Origin of the sequence: Streptomyces sp. NPDC017936, from assembly GCF_044328485.1 — a bacterium.
Classification (GTDB): Bacteria; Actinomycetota; Actinomycetes; order Streptomycetales; family Streptomycetaceae; genus Streptomyces.
Genome location: NZ_JBIRHK010000011.1, coordinates 44580 through 60488 on the forward strand (window position 1 = coordinate 44580; position 15909 = coordinate 60488).

Below are 15909 nucleotides of genomic sequence, written 5' to 3' on the forward strand. Positions count from 1 at the left end.
AGTCATCGAGACGCCTGATGGGGTCAGACGAGCTCGGTGACGGTACCGCCGGCGGCGGTGATCTTCTCCTTGGCGGAGCCGGAGACGGCGTCGACCGTCACCTGCAGCGCCACGGAGATCTCGCCCTGGCCGAGGACCTTGACGAGGCTGTTCTTGCGCACGGCACCCTTGGCCACGAGGCCCTCGACCGTGACCTCGCCGCCCTCGGGGTAGAGCGCGGCCAGCTTGTCGAGGTTCACGACCTGGTACTCGGTCTTGAACGGGTTCTTGAAGCCCTTCAGCTTCGGGAGACGCATGTGGAGCGGCATCTGGCCACCCTCGAAGCTCTCCGGAACCTGGTAGCGGGCCTTCGTGCCCTTGGTACCACGACCGGCCGTCTTACCCTTGGACGCCTCACCACGACCGACACGGGTCTTGGCGGTCTTGGCGCCCGGGGCGGGACGGAGGTTGTGGATCTTGAGCGGGTTGTTCTCCGCCATGATCAGTCGACCTCCTCGACCGTCACGAGGTGGCGGACGGTGTGCACCATGCCGCGGAACTCGGGGCGGTCCTCCTTGACGACCACGTCACCCAGGCGCTTGAGGCCCAGGGAACGCAGGGTGTCGCGGTGGTTCTGCTTGCTGCCGATGTAGGACTTCGTCTGCGTGATCTTGAGCTGCGCCATGATTACGCACCCACCCCGGCACGCGCACGGAGCAGAGCCGCGGGGGCGACGTCCTCGAGCGGCAGACCACGGCGGGCCGCGATCTCCTCGGGACGCTGCAGGCCCTTCAGGGCCTCCACGGTCGCGTGCACGATGTTGATCGCGTTGTCGGAGCCGAGCGACTTCGACAGCACGTCGTGGATACCGGCGCACTCGAGCACGGCGCGCACCGGACCACCGGCGATCACACCGGTACCGGGCGACGCGGGCTTGAGCAGCACGACGCCGGCGGCCTTCTCACCCTGGATGGGGTGGGGGATGGTGCCCTGGATGCGGGGGACCTTGAAGAAGTGCTTCTTGGCCTCCTCAACGCCCTTGGCGATGGCGGCCGGCACCTCCTTGGCCTTGCCGTAACCGACACCCACGGTGCCGTCACCGTCGCCCACCACGACCAGCGCGGTGAAGCTGAAGCGACGACCACCCTTCACAACCTTGGCGACGCGGTTGATCGCGACGACGCGCTCAACGTACGCGGTCTTCTCGGCGGCAGCAGCGCCGCCGTCACGGCCCTTCCGGTCCCGCCGCTCGCCGCCACCGGCACCGCTTCCGCGGCGCTGGGGTCCAGCCATTGGATTACCTCTCTCTTTCCGCTAGCTACAAGCGGCTCAGAACTTGAGCCCGGCCTCGCGGGCGGCGTCCGCCAGGGCGGCGATGCGCCCGGCGTACTGGTTGCCACCACGGTCGAACACGACGGCCTCGACACCGGCGGCCTTGGCGCGCTCGGCGACCAGGGCACCGACCTGCTTGGCCTGCGCGGACTTGTCGCCCTCGCCACCGCGGATCGACGTGTCCAGCGTGGACGCCGAAGCCAGGGTGTGGCCCTTGAGGTCGTCGATCACCTGCGCCACGATGTGGCGGTTCGAGCGGGTCACGACGAGACGGGGACGCTCCGCCGTACCGGAGATCCGCTTGCGGATCCGGATGTGACGGCGCTTGATCGCGGCGCGCTTGTAGGCGTCGCCCTTCAGGATCTTCTGCCCGTATGCCATGGCTTACTTACCCGCCTTTCCGACCTTGCGGCGGATGACTTCGCCCTCGTACTTGACGCCCTTGGCCTTGTACGGGTCGGGCTTGCGCAGCTTGCGGATGTTGGCCGCAACCTCGCCGACCTTCTGCTTGTCGATGCCCTCGACCTGGAAGCGGGTCGGGGTCTCCACCTTGAAGGTGATGCCCTCGGGGGCCTCGACCAGGATCGGGTGGCTGTAACCGAGCGCGAACTCGAGGTTCGAGCCCTTGGCGGTCACGCGGTAACCGACACCGCTGATCTCGAGCTTCTTCACGTAACCCTGGGTCACGCCGGTGATCATGTTCGCCACCAGCGTGCGGGAGAGGCCGTGCAGGGCCTTGCTCTGACGCTCGTCGTTGGGGCGGGTCACCTGGAGAGTGCCGTCCTCGCCCTTGGCGATGTCGATCGGCGCCGCAACGGTGTGGGTCAGCGAGCCCTTGGGACCCTTGACCGACACGGTACGGCCGTCGATGGTGACGTCCACGCCGGCGGGAACCGCGATGGGGAGCTTGCCGATGCGCGACATAGCTGTTTCCTCCGTTCCCTTCTGCTACCAGACGTAGGCGAGGACTTCCCCACCCACGCCCTTCTTGCCGGCCTGCTTGTCGGTGAGGAGCCCGTGGGACGTGGAGATGATCGCCACGCCCAGGCCGCCGAGCACCTTCGGCAGGTTGGTGGACTTCGCGTACACCCGGAGACCGGGCTTGGAGATCCGCTTGATGCCCGCGATGGAGCGCTCACGGTTGGGGCCGAACTTCAGCTCCAGGACGAGGTTCTTGCCGACCTCGGCGTCCTCGACCTTCCAGCCCGTGATGAAGCCCTCCTGCTGGAGGATCTCCGCGATGTGAGACTTGATCTTGGAGTGCGGCATCGACACCGAGTCGTGGTACGCCGAGTTCGCGTTCCGCAGACGCGTCAGCATGTCTGCGATCGGATCAGTCATGGTCATGAATTGGCCTGTGGCCTCTCTCGCCGGGGTTTCCTGGTGCGCCATCCCTCTCCCCGATCCGAGACGGGACGGGTGCGGCGCGGTGGACCTACGGCGTAGTAAGCGTTCGTTAGCGGGCTGTGCCCGCGGCGTCCGGGCGGCAGACGCCCAACCCCACAAGCCTAAGGCATGCGGAGGCGGGCACCTGCCGACCCGGTTGCTTACCGAGAGCCCGGGAATCCCTGAATACGGGGATTACCAGGAGCTCTTGGTCACGCCCGGCAGCTCGCCGCGGTGAGCCATCTCACGAAGGCACACACGGCAGAGGCCGAACTTGCGGTACACGGAGTGCGGACGGCCGCAGCGCTGGCAGCGGGTGTACGCGCGCACACCGAACTTGGGCTTACGAGCAGCCTTGGCAATCAGAGCCTTCTTCGCCATCTCGCTCACGCCTCCTTGAACGGGAAGCCGAGGTGACGAAGGAGCGCGCGGCCCTCAGCGTCGTTGGTCGCCGTGGTGACCACGGTGATGTCCATACCCCGGACGCGGTCGATCTTGTCCTGGTCGATCTCGTGGAACATGACCTGCTCCGTGAGACCGAAGGTGTAGTTGCCACGGCCGTCGAACTGCTTGGGGGACAGGCCGCGGAAGTCGCGGATGCGCGGCAGCGCGAGCGACAGGGTGCGGTCCAGGAACTCCCACATGCGGTCGCCACGGAGCGTGACGTGGGCACCGATCGGCTGGCCCTCGCGCAGCTTGAACTGCGCGATGGACTTGCGGGCCTTGGTGACGGCCGGCTTCTGACCGGTGATGGTGGTCAGGTCGCGGATCGCGCCCTCGATCAGCTTCGAGTCACGGGCGGCGTCGCCGACACCCATGTTGACCACGATCTTGACGAGGCCCGGGATCTGCATGACGTTCTCGTACTTGAACTCGTCACGCAGCTTGCCCGCGATCTCCTCGCGGTACTTCTGCTTCAGACGCGGGGTCGTGGTGGTAGCCATCAGATGTCCTCACCCGTCCGCTTGGCAACGCGGATCTTGTTGCCCTCGTCGTCGAAGCGGTAACCGACACGCGTGACGACCTTCTTGCCGTCCTTCTCCACGACCAGCTGGACGTTGGAGACGTGGATCGGCGCCTCGGTGGTCACGATGCCGCCGGCCTGGGAACCGCGAGCGGTCGGACCGGCCTTCGTGTGCTTCTTGACCCGGTTGACACCCTCGACCAGGACGCGGTCCTCGCGGGGGAAGGCCGCGATGACCTTGCCCTGCTTGCCCTTGTCCTTACCGGTGATGACCTGGACCAGGTCGCCCTTCTTGATCTTCATGCTTACAGCACCTCCGGCGCGAGCGAGATGATCTTCATGAACTTCTTCTCGCGCAGCTCACGGCCGACCGGGCCGAAGATGCGGGTGCCGCGAGGGTCGCCGTCGTTCTTCAGAATGACGGCGGCGTTCTCGTCGAAGCGGATGTACGAGCCGTCCGGACGACGGCGCTCCTTGACGGTGCGAACGATGACCGCCTTGACGACGTCACCCTTCTTCACGTTGCCACCGGGGATCGCGTCCTTGACGGTGGCGACGATGACGTCACCGATGCCCGCGTAGCGGCGACCGGAGCCACCGAGCACACGGATGCAAAGGATCTCCTTCGCACCAGTGTTGTCGGCGACACGCAGTCGCGACTCCTGCTGGATCACGTCTATCTCCTGATCGTCTGCCGGTTCCCCGGGGGCCGCTCACCGAGCGGCCCCCGGAGCCTGGCGGAACTGTCCTGCGGGATACCCCGCAGGAATTACTTGGCCTTCTCGAGGATCTCGACGACGCGCCAGCGCTTCGTCGCGGACAGCGGCCGGGTCTCCATCAGGAGGACGCGGTCGCCGACACCCGCGGCGTTCTGCTCGTCGTGCGCCTTGAGCTTGTTCGTACGGCGGATGACCTTGCCGTACAGCGCGTGCTTGACGCGGTCCTCGACGGCGACGACGACGGTCTTGTCCATCTTGTCGCTGACGACGAGACCCTCACGGGTCTTGCGGAAGCCGCGCGCCTCTGCGTTCTCAGTCACGTTCTTCTCGCTCATCAGGCGTTCTCCACCGTTTCGATGCCCAGCTCACGCTCGCGCATCAGGGTGTAGATCCGCGCGATGTCCTTGCGGACCGCCTTCAGACGGCCGTGGTTCTCGAGCTGACCCGTCGCCGCCTGGAAGCGGAGGTTGAACAGCTCTTCCTTGGCCTCGCGGAGCTTCGCCAGAAGCTCCTCGTTGCCCAGCTCGCGCAGCTCGGACGCCTTGGTACCGGCCGACATCACGCTTCACCTGCCTCGCGCTTGACGATCCGGCACTTCATCGGCAGCTTGTGGGCCGCACGGGTCAGCGCCTCACGGGCGATCTTCTCGTTGGGGTACGACAGCTCGAACATCACGCGTCCGGGCTTGACGTTGGCGATCCACCACTCCGGAGAACCCTTGCCGGAACCCATGCGGGTCTCGGCGGGCTTCTTGGTGAGCGGACGGTCCGGGTAGATGTTGATCCAGACCTTGCCACCACGCTTGATGTGACGCGTCATGGCGATACGAGCGGCCTCGATCTGACGGTTCGTCACGTACGCCGGGGTGAGCGCCTGGATGCCGTACTCGCCGAACGCAACCGTGGTACCGCCCTTGGCCGCGCCGTCGCGCTTCGGGTGGTGCTGCTTGCGGTGCTTGACCCTACGGGGGATCAGCATGTCGGTCAGGCCTCCGTTCCGGTGCTCTCAGCCGGAGCGGCGGCACCGGCCTCGGCCTGGGGGGCCTCGGCGGCGGGAGCCTGCTGCTGCGGCTTGCGACCGCGCCGCTCGCCACCACGGCCACCACGGGCCGGGCGGTCGGCACCGCCACGGGCCGGGCGGTTACCCGCACGGGCCGCAGCGTTCTCGGCGCGGACCTCGGCGATGTTCTTGACATCGCCCTTGTAGATCCAGACCTTCACGCCGATGCGGCCGAAGGTCGTCTTGGCCTCGAAGAAGCCGTAGTCCACGTTCGCGCGGAGCGTGTGCAGGGGCACGCGGCCCTCGCGGTAGAACTCCGAGCGGGACATCTCGGCGCCGCCGAGGCGGCCGCCGCACTGGATCTTGATGCCCTTGGCGCCGGCCTTCATGGCGGACTGCATGCTCTTGCGCATGGCCCGACGGAAGGAGACGCGGGAGGAGAGCTGCTCGGCGACGGCCTGGGCCACGAGCTGAGCGTCCGTCTCGGGGTTCTTGACCTCGAGGATGTTCAGCTGGACCTGCTTGCCCGTGAGCTTCTCGAGGTCGCCGCGGATGCGGTCGGCCTCGGCGCCACGACGGCCGATGACGATGCCCGGACGAGCGGTGTGGATGTCCACCCGCACGCGGTCACGGGTGCGCTCGATCTCGACCTTCGAGATGCCGGCGCGCTCCATGCCGGACGTCATCATCCGACGGATGGCGACGTCTTCCTTGACGTAGTCCTTGTACAGCTTGTCGGCGTACCAACGCGACTTGAAGTCGGTCGTGACACCGAGCCGGAACCCGTGCGGGTTTACCTTCTGGCCCATTACCGGGTTCCTTCCTTGCTGCTGACGACCACGGTGATGTGGCTGGTCCGCTTGCGGATCCGGTAGGCACGGCCCTGGGCGCGCGGACGGAACCGCTTCAGGGTCGGACCCTCGTCGACGTACGCCTCGGAGATGTAGAGGCTGTCGGCGTCGGTGTGGTCGTAGTTGTGCGCCGCGTTGGCGATGGCGCTGTCGAGCACCTTGCCGACGGGCACGGAGGCTGCCTGCGGAGCGAATCGCAGAACAGCCTGGGCCTCCGTGGCGTCCATGCCACGGATGAGGTCCACCACACGGCGGGCCTTCATGGGCGTGACGCGGATGTACCGCGCCTGGGCCCTGGCTTCCATGGTTGTCCCTTCAGAGTTACTTACGTGTCTGAATGCGATCCGCTGCTAGCGGCGCTTCGACTTCCGGTCTTCCTTGACGTGACCCCGGAAGGTGCGCGTCGGCGAGAACTCGCCGAGCTTGTGGCCGACCATCGACTCGGTGACGAACACCGGGATGTGGGTCTTGCCGTTGTGCACCGCGATCGTGTGGCCCAGCATGCTGGGGACGATCATCGAGCGACGGGACCAGGTCTTGATGACGTTCTTGGTGCCGGCTTCGTTCTGGGCGTCCACCTTCTTGATCAGGTGGTCGTCGACGAAGGGCCCCTTCTTGAGACTGCGCGGCATCTAAACCCGCTCCTAGCGCTTCTTGTTCGTCTTGCGGCGGCGGACGATGTACTTGTTCGACGCCTTCTTGGGCGAACGAGTACGGCCTTCCTTCTGACCCCACGGGGAGACCGGGTGGCGACCACCGGAGGTCTTGCCCTCACCACCACCGTGCGGGTGGTCGACCGGGTTCATCGCGACACCACGGACGGTCGGGCGAACGCCCAGCCAGCGCTTGCGGCCGGCCTTGCCCCAGTTGATGTTGCTCTGCTCGGCGTTGCCGACCTCGCCGACCGTGGCGCGGCAGCGCTGGTCGACCAGGCGGATCTCACCGGAGGGCATGCGGAGGTGGGCCATCGAGCCCTCCTTCGCGAGCAGCTGCACGGAGGCACCGGCGGAGCGGGCGAACTTGGCGCCGCCACCGGGACGGAGCTCGATCGCGTGGATCGTGGTACCGACCGGGATGTTGCGGAGCGCCAGGTTGTTGCCCGGCTTGATGTCGGCCCCGGGACCGTTCTCGACGCGGTCGCCCTGCTGCAGGTTGCGCGGGGCGAGGATGTAGCGCTTCTCGCCGTCGGCGTAGTGCAGCAGCGCGATGCGCGCGGTGCGGTTGGGGTCGTACTCGATGTGCGCGACCTTCGCCGGCACGCCGTCCTTGTCGTGACGACGGAAGTCGATCACGCGGTAGGCGCGCTTGTGTCCGCCACCCTGGTGGCGAACGGTCACACGACCGGCGTTGTTACGGCCGCCCTTGCTGTGCAGGGGGCGGACCAGCGACTTCTCCGGCGTGGACCGCGTGACCTCGACGAAGTCGGCGACGCTGGAGCCACGACGGCCCGGAGTCGTCGGCTTGTACTTGCGGATACCCATTTCTCAGTCCTCGTCCGATATCGGACGATCCGGACCGCCGTCAGGCGGTCGGACCGCCGAAGATGTCGATACGGTCGCCCTCGGCGAGGGTCACGATCGCGCGCTTGGTCGCCGCGCGCTGGCCGAAGCCGGTGCGGGTCCGCTTGCGCTTGCCCTGGCGGTTGATCGTGTTGACCCCGGTGACCTTGACCGAGAAGACCGCCTGGACGGCCTGCTTGATCTGGGTCTTGTTGGCGTTCGGGTCGACGATGAACGTGTACTTGTTCTCGTCGAGGAGCGCGTAGCTCTTCTCCGACACGACCGGCTTCAGCAGGACGTCACGGGGGTCCGTGTACGCCTTGCTCGCCGGGGTGACGACGGTGTTCTTGCCCTCGGCCGCGTGGCGGCGCGCCTTGGCGACGCGGGCGGCCTTGGCGGCCTTCGCCGCCTTGGAGGCAATGCTCGGGTGACGCGTAGCCATCAGGCCTCGCTCCCTTCGGTGTCGTTGGCCTTCGGGCCGGCGACGAAGGACTCGAGAGCGGCCTGGGTGAAGACCACGTCGTCCGAGACGATCACGTCGTACGTGTTCAGCTGGCCCGGCTCCAGGATGTGGACCTGGGGCAGGTTGCGGGCGGACAGCCACGCGGCCTCGTCGGCACGCTCGACGACCAGGAGCAGGTTCTTGCGCTCCGAGATCTTGCCGAACAGCGTCCTGGCGGCCTTCGTGGACGGGGTGTCGCCCTCGATCACGCCGGTGACGACGTGGATGCGGTTGTGGCGGGCCCGGTCGGTGAGGGCGTGACGCAGGGCGGCAGCCTTCATCTTCTTCGGGGTCCGCTGCGAGTAGTCGCGCGGCACGGGACCGTGCACGACGCCACCACCGGCGAACTGCGGCGCGCGGGTCGAGCCCTGACGGGCGCGGCCGGTGCCCTTCTGGCGGTACGGCTTCTTGCCGCCACCACGGACCTCGCCACGGGTCTTCGTCTTGTGCGTGCCCTGGCGGGCCGCGGCGTTCTGCGCGACGACGACCTGGTGGATCAGCGGGATGCTGACCTTCTCCACGCCGAAGATCTCCGCGGGGAGTTCGACGCTACCGGTCTTCTCGCCGGCAGGCGAAAGGATGTCAACAGTGCTCATCGGTTACCTCAGGCCCCCTTGGCCGCGGTGCGGACCAGGACGAGGCCGCCGTTCGGACCGGGAACCGCGCCCTTGATGAGCAGCAGACCCTTCTCCGCGTCAACGGCGTGGACGGTCAGGTTCTGGGTGGTGACCCGCTCGTTGCCCATGCGACCCGCCATGCGGAGGCCCTTGAACACGCGGCCCGGGGTGGCGCAGCCACCGATGGAACCGGGCGAGCGGTGCTTGCGCTGGGTGCCGTGTCCGGCGCCGAGGCCACCGAAGTTGTGGCGCTTCATGACACCGGCGAAGCCCTTGCCCTTGCTCTTGCCGGTCACGTCGACCTTCACGCCGGCCTCGAACACCTCAGCGGTGATCTCCTGGCCCAGCGTGTACTCGGAGGCGTCCGCGGTGCGGATCTCGACGAGGTGGCGACGGGGGGTGACGTCGGCCTTGGCGAAGTGGCCCTTGAGGGGCTTGTTCACCTTGCGCGGGTCGATCTCGCCGAAGGCGATCTGGACGGACTCGTAGCCGTCGGCGTCGTTCGTACGGACCTGGGTCACGACGTTCGGGCCGGCCTTGACGACGGTGACCGGAACAACGCGGTTGTTCTCGTCCCACACCTGCGTCATGCCGAGCTTCTCGCCCAGGATGCCCTTGATCTGCTTAGCCATCTCTCAGATCACCGCGCCTCAGAGCTTGATCTCGATGTCGACACCGGCCGGGAGGTCGAGTCGCATCAGAGAGTCAACGGTCTTGGGGGTCGGGTCGAGGATGTCGATCAGGCGCTTGTGCGTGCGCATCTCGAAGTGCTCGCGCGAGTCCTTGTACTTGTGCGGCGACTTGATGACGCAGTACACGTTCTTCTCAGTGGGCAGCGGCACCGGGCCCGCGACCGACGCACCAGTGCGAGTCACCGTCTCGACGATCTTCTTCGCCGAAGAGTCGATGACCTCGTGGTCGTAGGCCTTGAGCCGGATGCGGATCTTCTGTCCCGCCATGGCTACTCAGTAGTCCTGTCTCTTCTCACGCTCTGGAACCCGGTGTTCCCCTGCCCGCCCCTCCGACCCACGCGGTCGGGCGTGTCGCGCTCCCGCTGACACAGATGTCCCTTGTTCGAACATCCCTGCGGGGAATGCACACGGCCCTTCCGGTACCGCAAGCCGGGGGCGGAAGGCCCACCGGGTGCCTGGCCGGTGTCGCGCCCACGCTTCCCGGAAGATTCCCGTACGTCCGCCCCAGTGCTGCCCTCAGGCAGTTAGGACGACGAGTACTGTGGGACTCGCTTCCGGTCCTCCCGGCGGGAGGCGCGCAGCATCAACACTCGACCGAGCAACCCCGCTAGTCTGCCACACGGGGCGGCGCCTCCGCCAATCGAGCCGGAGAGAATACCCCGGACGTGATGTAGGTCAAACACGGGACGGCCCGGGGGCGCTTCCCCCTCCTGCTCCCGCTCCCGCGCGGCGACCGTCAGCAGGACCGCCGCGTCCTCCAGGGCCTCCAGCGCGTGGCGTGCGGGAGGGATCACGACGAGGTCGCCGGTGCGGCCCTCCTGTTCCGCGCCGCCGCTGGTGAGGCGGACCCGGCCACGCAGCACCAGCAGGGTCGCCTCGCCCGGGTTCTCGTGCTCGGCGAGGGAGGCGCCGGCGGTCAGGGCGAGCAGCGTCTGGCGCAGGGCGTGCCCGCGGCCGCCGTGGAGGGTGGTGGCGCTGCGGCCGCCGGCCGCGGCGGCGGCCCGTTCCAGGTGTTCGCTGACCAGGGCGTCGAGGGAGAGCTTCTGCACGGCCTCCACTCTTCCCGCGCGCACCCCCTGACCACCAGGGCCGTACGGGGACACGTCCCGCGTCCGCCGCTCGCGGGCGCCCCCGTCCGCTCGACGCCCGCCCGGTCCGCGTCCCCGCTCCGCGCGCGGGAGGTCCGCGTCAGATGACGCCCTGCGCCAGCATCGCGTCCGCCACCCGCTCGAAGCCGGCGATGTTCGCGCCGGTCACGTAGTCGCCGGGGGCGCCGTAGCGCTCGGCGGTCTCGGCGCAGGTGGTGTGGATGTCGGTCATGATGCGGGCCAGCTCCAGCTCGACCTGCTCGGCCTTCCACGACGTGCGCGACGCGTTCTGGGTCATCTCCAGCGCGCTGACCGCGACACCGCCCGCGTTGGCCGCCTTGCCGGGACCGAAGGCGACCCCGGCCCGCTGGAACAGCTGCACGGCCTCCGGCGTGGTCGGCATGTTCGCGCCTTCGGAGACCGCCTTCACACCGTTGCGGATGAGGGCGTCGGCGTCGACGGCGTTCAGTTCGTTCTGGGTCGCCGACGGCAGGGCGACGTCCGCCGGGACCTCCCAGACGCGCCCGCCGGGCACGAACCGCGCGGAGGCGCCCCGGCGCTCGGCGTACGTGCTCACCCGGCCCCGCTCGACCTCCTTGATCTGCCGCAGCAGCTCCAGGTCGATGCCCTTCTCGTCGACGACGTAGCCGCCGGAGTCGGAGCAGGTCACGGGGTTGGCGCCGAGGGCGGCCAGCTTCTGGATGGTGTAGATCGCGACGTTCCCGGAGCCGGACACGACCGCGGTCTGCCCCTCCAGGTCCTCGCCGCGGGCGCGCAGCATCGCCTCCGCGAACAGCACGTTGCCGTACCCGGTCGCCTCCGGACGGATCAGCGAGCCGCCCCAGCCGGCGCTCTTGCCGGTGAGCACGCCGCCCTCCCAGCGGTTGGTGATCCGCCGGTACTGGCCGAACAGGTAGCCGATCTCGCGGGCGCCGACGCCGATGTCACCGGCCGGGATGTCGGTGTACTCGCCGATGTGCCGGTACAGCTCGGTCATGAAGGACTGGCAGAACCGCATGACCTCGGCGTCGCTGCGGCCCTGCGGGTCGAAGTCGCTGCCGCCCTTGCCGCCGCCGATGCCGAGACCCGTCAGGGCGTTCTTGAAGATCTGCTCGAAGCCGAGGAACTTGATGATCCCCAGGTTCACGGAAGGGTGGAAGCGCAGACCGCCCTTGTAGGGGCCGAGGGCGCTGTTGTATTCGATCCGGAAGCCCCGGTTGACGTGGACCCGGCCCTGGTCGTCCTGCCACGGCACCCGGAACATGATCTGCCGCTCCGGCTCGACCAGCCGCGCGACGAGCCCCGGCTCGGCGTACTCGGGGCGCGCGGCGAGCACCGGGGCGAGGGTGTCCAGCACCTCGCGCGCGGCCTGGTGGAACTCGGGCTCCGCCGGGTTGCGGCGCTCGATCTCGGCGCGGAGCAGGTCGAGCGAGGTCTTGGGGTCGGGTCGTGTGGCCACGGGGTCCCTCTCTGGCGCGGCTGGCACCGGTACGGGGACCGGTGGGGGGCGCTCGGCGCCGTTGCCGCGCGCAGGACGGCGGCCGCCCTGGTGGTGCACGACAGGCCGGCCGACCCTCCCAGTGTTACCCCTGTGTTAACTCGCCACCAAGGGCCGGGCCGGATTGTCCGCCATCTGGGATCGACGCGCGCTCGGGCCCACGGGCCGACGAGCCCGCCGACGACCCGCCCGCCGCCGCTTCCCGGCCCGGGCGGATCCGGTCACCGCCGTCCGCCGGCACCGAGCGGAACGCCCCGGGCGACGGAGCCGGCGGACCCGGGGTCCGGCGCGCTCCCCCGGATGTACCCGCCCCCTGCAGATCGTGTGCGAACGGTGTGCATTCCTCGCGTGTGCCGGGGCCGGGCGGTTTCCCGCCGCCCGTAGTCGCCATAATCATCGGCATGTTCGATCACGGGGGCGGGGCGAACGAGCCGCCGGAGAAGAAGGTTCCCAGGTCACGGCTCGAGGACTACGCGGAGATGACGGTCCCGCCGCCGCAGCCGGCCGACGGGCGGGCGCCGCTGCCCGGGCCGGACGCCGAGCCGGTCCCCGAGCCGACGCCCGCGCCGGCTCCCGCGTCCGGCGTCCCCGCACCCGCGCCCGGCCCCGCTGATCCCGCTCCTCCTGCCGACGACCCCGAGGCCGAGGCCCGCAGGCTGCGGTTCACCGCGCTGCTGGAGGAGTTCCGGCGCACGCCCGTACTGGTGCCCCTGGGCGAGGGGCCCGGCCCCGACCATGAGCGGGGCCTGCTCACCGCCGACTGGAACGGCGTCCGGTTCCTCCTGGCCTTCTCGGACGGGCAGGCGCTGGCCCGCTACGCCCGGGCCCGGGGCGAGTACCACCGCGAGTGGGTCTACCAGACGGTCCTCGGCGCGCGCCTGCTCGATGTGGCGGTGCCCGCGGCGGGAGTGCCGTGCGGGGTGGCGCTGGACTGCGCGGACGGCCCGGACGGCGTGGTGTTCCCGCCGGTGCTGGGTGTCGTGCCGGACGAGGTCGCTGTCGACCGTGAACAGGGGGATGTCGCATGAACGAGGGTGGCGTGCCGGTGACCACCGGCCTGGTGCCGGTGCGGGGCGGCGGGGCCCCGGACCTGAAGGCCGTCGGCCTGGACCTGGTCGCCAAGGGGCTGACCGAGGCGCTGGGCGAGCTGAAGGAGCTGGGCATGGTCGGCACGGCCGGGGCCGGACGCGGCTTCGGCGACATCGCCCTGACCGGGCTCGACCTGGGGCACGAGGGACTGACCGAGACGTTCGGGTCGTTCTGCGAGCGCTGGGAGTGGGGGGTGCGCTCGCTGATCAACGAGGGCAACGCGTTCGCCGTCAAGACCGGCCTGGCCGCCGGCACGCTCCACGAGACCGAGGCGTACGTCGAGGGCACCTTCAAGGTCGTCACCAACGCCGCCATCGGCAACCCGTACGCCTCCGAGGACGAGGTCACGCAGATGGGCTGGGGCGACATCGCCGAGTCCGGGGTGTGGGGCGGCGACGTCGACTACAGCAAGGAGTCCTTCGAACAGGCCTGGGAGACCAGCAAGCAGGGGTGGAAGGACGCGGGGCGCGACGTGATGACGTCCAGCACCGTCGGCCCCCTGGGTCTCAACCCCGAGAACCTGCACGAGCGGTTCGGGGTCTCCGACGCCGAGTACGGCCGGATGCTCGACGACACGTTCGGGCCGTCGCCCGAGGCCCGCGCCCAGGCCGCCCAGGCCACCCAGGCCGCCGAGCAGCAGGCGGGGGGTGAGCGGTGATGGGGATCGTCGACGACATCAAGGGGGGACTGAACGCCGGCCTGAAGGTCGGCGAGGACCTCCTCGACGAGGGCAAGAAGAAGCTCGGCGAGACCATCGACTACGCCACCGACAAGACCGGCGACGTGCTCGACTACGTCGGACTGCACGACGCGGCCGACGCGGTGGAGGACTTCGGCGACGAGCTCGCCGCCGACCTCGGCGCGATGCCGGGCGAGCAGCAGCTCGGCGAGAGCGAGGAGGCCGACGAGCTCGTCCTCGGCAACCCCGCCAGGATCCGGGAGAGCGCCAAGCACCTCAAGGACTTCCAGGCCGCCTTCGACAAGGTCGGCACGGGGCTGAAGAAGGTCGACTCCTCCGGCTGGAAGGGCGAGGGCGGCGACGCCTTCCGGGAGAAGTTCGGCGTGCACCCCACCAAGTGGCTGCACGCGGCCGACGCCTGTGAGACGGCCGCGGGGGCGCTGGACTCCTTCGCCGAGACGGTCAAGTGGGCGCAGAGCCAGGCCAAGGAGGCCATCGACCTCTACAAGCGGGGCAAGAAGGCCTCCCTGGACGCCGTGGACGCGTACAACAAGAAGGTCCACGCCTACAACGCCAAGATCAGGGCGGACCAGGACCCCGGGCCGCGGCCCGAGCCGTTCCACGACCCCGGCATAGCCGACATGAGGGCCGCGCGCGAGAAGCTCGCCCAGGCCCGCGAGCAGCGCAACTCCGTCGCCTCCGAGACGCAGGCCAAGGTCAAGGCCGCCCTCGCGCACGCCCCCGCCGAACCGCCGCCGCTCGACCGGCTCGGCAGCAACCTCGTCGACGGCTACCAGGCCGTCAACACCGAGCTCACCCATGTCGTCGGCGGAGCGCTCAAGGGCACCGCGGGCCTGCTCAACTTCGTCCGCGGACTGAACCCCCTGGACCCGTACAACCTGACCCACCCGGCCGCCTACCTGCAGAACGTCAGCATGACGCTGTCGGGCCTGGTCTCCACCGCCGCCCACCCCGAGCGCGTCGTCCAGGGCGTCGTCGACGGCTTCAGGAAGGACCCGTCCGAGTTCGTGGGCCGGCTCCTCCCGGAGCTGATCGGCACCAAGGGCGCCGGCCTCGGACGGTCGGCGCTGCGGACCGGGCTCAAGGAGGGGCTGGAGAGCAGCGCGGCCCACGGCCTGAAGTACGGGGACGAACTCGCCGACGCGCAGAAGGCGGCGAAGGCCGGGGAGACGCCGAAGGACTGGAGCGGCATCGCGAAATCCACGGACCACGTCTCGGAAAAGGCGATTCACGCCGACTCCGTGGACCCGAAGGTGGCCCAGGATTTCCTGGACAGCGAATATCCGTGGCTGAAGGACGTCAACCAGACCGGCATGCCGGGTTACACCCAGAACTGCAGCCACAATGTCGTCGCGGTGGACCGCAGACTGGACGGCCAGGAGGTGGTCGCGACCCCCCGGCACGTGCCCGACCACGTCGATCCGTCGTATCTCGGCTCGTCGAGGGCCAAGGGCCACTACGACATGGTCAACAGCTACGATGACGTCATCAAGGACCTCCAGGCCCGCGGAGAGGGATCCCGCAGCGTCATGTACGTGAGCCGGCCGGACGGCTCGGCGCACGTCTTCAACGCCGTGAACACGAAACACGGTGTCGTGTTCCTCGACGGCCAGAGCGGCACGCTCGGAATGCTGGAGAAAAACGTCTCGTCCATCGGACACATTCCCTATCGTGACGGAGTCAAATAAATGCTGACCAAAGAAGAGGCCGTCTCGGCGGGATCCCATTTCCTGAGGACACTGGCGTACCCGGACCGGGCGGACTCCGTCGTGATGCTTCCCGACGCGGCCGTCGAATTCCCCTTCGGGTGGGCCGTGCGCTTCGATTTCCGGGAGCACCTCGAGACGGGCGACCCCACGGCGGCCCCGTTCACGTCGGTCGTCGTCGTCCCCCACTCCGGAGCGGACGCCCATTTCCCTCCGACCCACCTTCCCGTGGCCGACTACATGGACCTGTGCGCCACGGGCGACTGGCCCTCCAGGAAGGGATAGCGA

26 protein-coding genes and 1 pseudogene are annotated in these 15909 nt (G+C 68.8%); 4 read left to right on the top strand and 23 right to left on the bottom strand.

The genetic code is table 11. The features are described from left to right. Positions 1-23: 23 nt before the first annotated feature. The 23 genes and pseudogenes from rplO to gdhA form a co-directional block, all read right to left on the bottom strand. Positions 24-479: a 50S ribosomal protein L15 gene (gene rplO / locus ACH4F6_RS23050; RefSeq protein ID WP_366457710.1), complete on the bottom strand. Its 456-nt coding sequence runs from the start codon at positions 477-479 to the stop codon at positions 24-26. Positions 480-481: 2 nt separating this feature from the next. Beyond that, positions 482-664: a 50S ribosomal protein L30 gene (rpmD, locus tag ACH4F6_RS23055; protein WP_009190145.1), complete on the bottom strand. Its 183-nt coding sequence runs from the start codon at positions 662-664 to the stop codon at positions 482-484. Positions 665-666: 2 nt separating this feature from the next. Further along, on the bottom strand, positions 667-1272 hold the full coding sequence (gene rpsE / locus ACH4F6_RS23060) for a 30S ribosomal protein S5 (RefSeq protein ID WP_014674381.1): 606 nt from the start codon (positions 1270-1272) through the stop codon (positions 667-669). 36 nt (positions 1273-1308) lie between these two features. Further along, a complete protein-coding gene (gene rplR, locus ACH4F6_RS23065) occupies positions 1309-1692 on the bottom strand; it encodes a 50S ribosomal protein L18 (RefSeq protein ID WP_019980869.1) in 384 nt (127 codons plus the stop codon). A 3-nt stretch (positions 1693-1695) separates the two neighbouring features. Further along, positions 1696-2235 carry a 50S ribosomal protein L6 gene (gene rplF, locus ACH4F6_RS23070; protein WP_189933365.1) on the bottom strand — a complete coding sequence of 180 codons (540 nt, stop codon included), beginning with the start codon at positions 2233-2235 and terminating at the stop codon, positions 1696-1698. 24 nt (positions 2236-2259) lie between these two features. Further along, positions 2260-2658: a 30S ribosomal protein S8 gene (rpsH, locus tag ACH4F6_RS23075; protein ID WP_014674378.1), complete on the bottom strand. Its 399-nt coding sequence runs from the start codon at positions 2656-2658 to the stop codon at positions 2260-2262. A 234-nt stretch (positions 2659-2892) separates the two neighbouring features. Next, complete coding sequence (locus ACH4F6_RS23080; RefSeq protein WP_003956452.1) at positions 2893-3078, bottom strand: type Z 30S ribosomal protein S14; 186 nt, start codon at positions 3076-3078, stop codon at positions 2893-2895. A gap of 5 nt (positions 3079-3083) precedes the next feature. Beyond that, the gene (gene rplE, locus ACH4F6_RS23085) at positions 3084-3641 is read right to left on the bottom strand and encodes a 50S ribosomal protein L5 (RefSeq protein ID WP_016434630.1); all 558 of its coding nucleotides are present in this window, start codon (positions 3639-3641) and stop codon (positions 3084-3086) included. Further along, positions 3641-3964, bottom strand: coding sequence for a 50S ribosomal protein L24 (gene rplX / locus ACH4F6_RS23090; protein ID WP_010036713.1), 324 nt, complete (start codon positions 3962-3964; stop codon positions 3641-3643). Before rplX ends, rplE begins: the two co-directional genes overlap by 1 nt. A gap of 2 nt (positions 3965-3966) precedes the next feature. Continuing rightward, a complete protein-coding gene (gene rplN / locus ACH4F6_RS23095; protein WP_003998823.1) occupies positions 3967-4335 on the bottom strand; it encodes a 50S ribosomal protein L14 in 369 nt (122 codons plus the stop codon). Positions 4336-4430: 95 nt separating this feature from the next. Further along, positions 4431-4715 (bottom strand): 30S ribosomal protein S17, encoded by a 285-nt coding sequence (gene rpsQ, locus ACH4F6_RS23100; RefSeq protein WP_018543912.1) that lies wholly within the window; start codon positions 4713-4715, stop codon positions 4431-4433. Further along, a complete protein-coding gene (gene rpmC, locus ACH4F6_RS23105) occupies positions 4715-4939 on the bottom strand; it encodes a 50S ribosomal protein L29 (RefSeq protein ID WP_007494763.1) in 225 nt (74 codons plus the stop codon). Before rpmC ends, rpsQ begins: the two co-directional genes overlap by 1 nt. After that, the gene (rplP, locus tag ACH4F6_RS23110; protein WP_103837549.1) at positions 4939-5358 is read right to left on the bottom strand and encodes a 50S ribosomal protein L16; all 420 of its coding nucleotides are present in this window, start codon (positions 5356-5358) and stop codon (positions 4939-4941) included. Before rplP ends, rpmC begins: the two co-directional genes overlap by 1 nt. 5 nt (positions 5359-5363) lie before the next feature. Beyond that, a complete protein-coding gene (gene rpsC, locus ACH4F6_RS23115) occupies positions 5364-6188 on the bottom strand; it encodes a 30S ribosomal protein S3 (protein ID WP_189933361.1) in 825 nt (274 codons plus the stop codon). Next, positions 6188-6535, bottom strand: a complete 348-nt coding sequence (rplV, locus tag ACH4F6_RS23120) for a 50S ribosomal protein L22 (RefSeq protein WP_019329637.1) — start codon at positions 6533-6535, stop codon at positions 6188-6190. Before rplV ends, rpsC begins: the two co-directional genes overlap by 1 nt. A 45-nt stretch (positions 6536-6580) precedes the next feature. After that, entirely contained in the window at positions 6581-6862 is a 282-nt protein-coding gene (gene rpsS / locus ACH4F6_RS23125; RefSeq protein WP_365467793.1) for a 30S ribosomal protein S19, read from the bottom strand. 12 nt (positions 6863-6874) lie between these two features. Further along, positions 6875-7711, bottom strand: a complete 837-nt coding sequence (rplB, locus tag ACH4F6_RS23130) for a 50S ribosomal protein L2 (protein WP_007494772.1) — start codon at positions 7709-7711, stop codon at positions 6875-6877. 40 nt (positions 7712-7751) lie between these two features. Further along, positions 7752-8171, bottom strand: a complete 420-nt coding sequence (rplW, locus tag ACH4F6_RS23135; RefSeq protein ID WP_093905265.1) for a 50S ribosomal protein L23 — start codon at positions 8169-8171, stop codon at positions 7752-7754. After that, positions 8171-8827, bottom strand: a complete 657-nt coding sequence (gene rplD, locus ACH4F6_RS23140) for a 50S ribosomal protein L4 (RefSeq protein ID WP_397962188.1) — start codon at positions 8825-8827, stop codon at positions 8171-8173. Before rplD ends, rplW begins: the two co-directional genes overlap by 1 nt. A gap of 8 nt (positions 8828-8835) precedes the next feature. Continuing rightward, a complete protein-coding gene (rplC, locus tag ACH4F6_RS23145) occupies positions 8836-9480 on the bottom strand; it encodes a 50S ribosomal protein L3 (protein ID WP_397962189.1) in 645 nt (214 codons plus the stop codon). Between the two features lie 18 nt (positions 9481-9498). Then, positions 9499-9807, bottom strand: coding sequence for a 30S ribosomal protein S10 (gene rpsJ, locus ACH4F6_RS23150; protein WP_003948644.1), 309 nt, complete (start codon positions 9805-9807; stop codon positions 9499-9501). A gap of 461 nt (positions 9808-10268) precedes the next feature. Continuing rightward, positions 10269-10589, bottom strand: a pseudogene (locus tag ACH4F6_RS23155) (cupin domain-containing protein); the annotation flags it as partial. A 139-nt stretch (positions 10590-10728) separates the two neighbouring features. Then, positions 10729-12087 carry an NADP-specific glutamate dehydrogenase gene (gene gdhA, locus ACH4F6_RS23160; protein WP_397962190.1) on the bottom strand — a complete coding sequence of 453 codons (1359 nt, stop codon included), beginning with the start codon at positions 12085-12087 and terminating at the stop codon, positions 10729-10731. A gap of 440 nt (positions 12088-12527) precedes the next feature. On the opposite strand from gdhA, the gene ACH4F6_RS23165 reads away from it, so the two are divergent. From ACH4F6_RS23165 to ACH4F6_RS23180, 4 genes are read left to right on the top strand one after another with little or no spacing between them, the layout of a single operon-like run. Beyond that, positions 12528-13154: a hypothetical protein gene (locus tag ACH4F6_RS23165; protein ID WP_397962191.1), complete on the top strand. Its 627-nt coding sequence runs from the start codon at positions 12528-12530 to the stop codon at positions 13152-13154. Then, on the top strand, positions 13151-13873 hold the full coding sequence (locus ACH4F6_RS23170) for a hypothetical protein (protein ID WP_397962192.1): 723 nt from the start codon (positions 13151-13153) through the stop codon (positions 13871-13873). Before ACH4F6_RS23165 ends, ACH4F6_RS23170 begins: the two co-directional genes overlap by 4 nt. After that, entirely contained in the window at positions 13873-15603 is a 1731-nt protein-coding gene (locus ACH4F6_RS23175; RefSeq protein WP_397962193.1) for a putative T7SS-secreted protein, read from the top strand. The genes ACH4F6_RS23170 and ACH4F6_RS23175 overlap by 1 nt, the downstream gene beginning before the upstream one ends. Continuing rightward, positions 15604-15906 carry a YrhB domain-containing protein gene (locus ACH4F6_RS23180; RefSeq protein WP_397962194.1) on the top strand — a complete coding sequence of 101 codons (303 nt, stop codon included), beginning with the start codon at positions 15604-15606 and terminating at the stop codon, positions 15904-15906. The last annotated feature ends 3 nt before the right edge of the window (positions 15907-15909 follow it).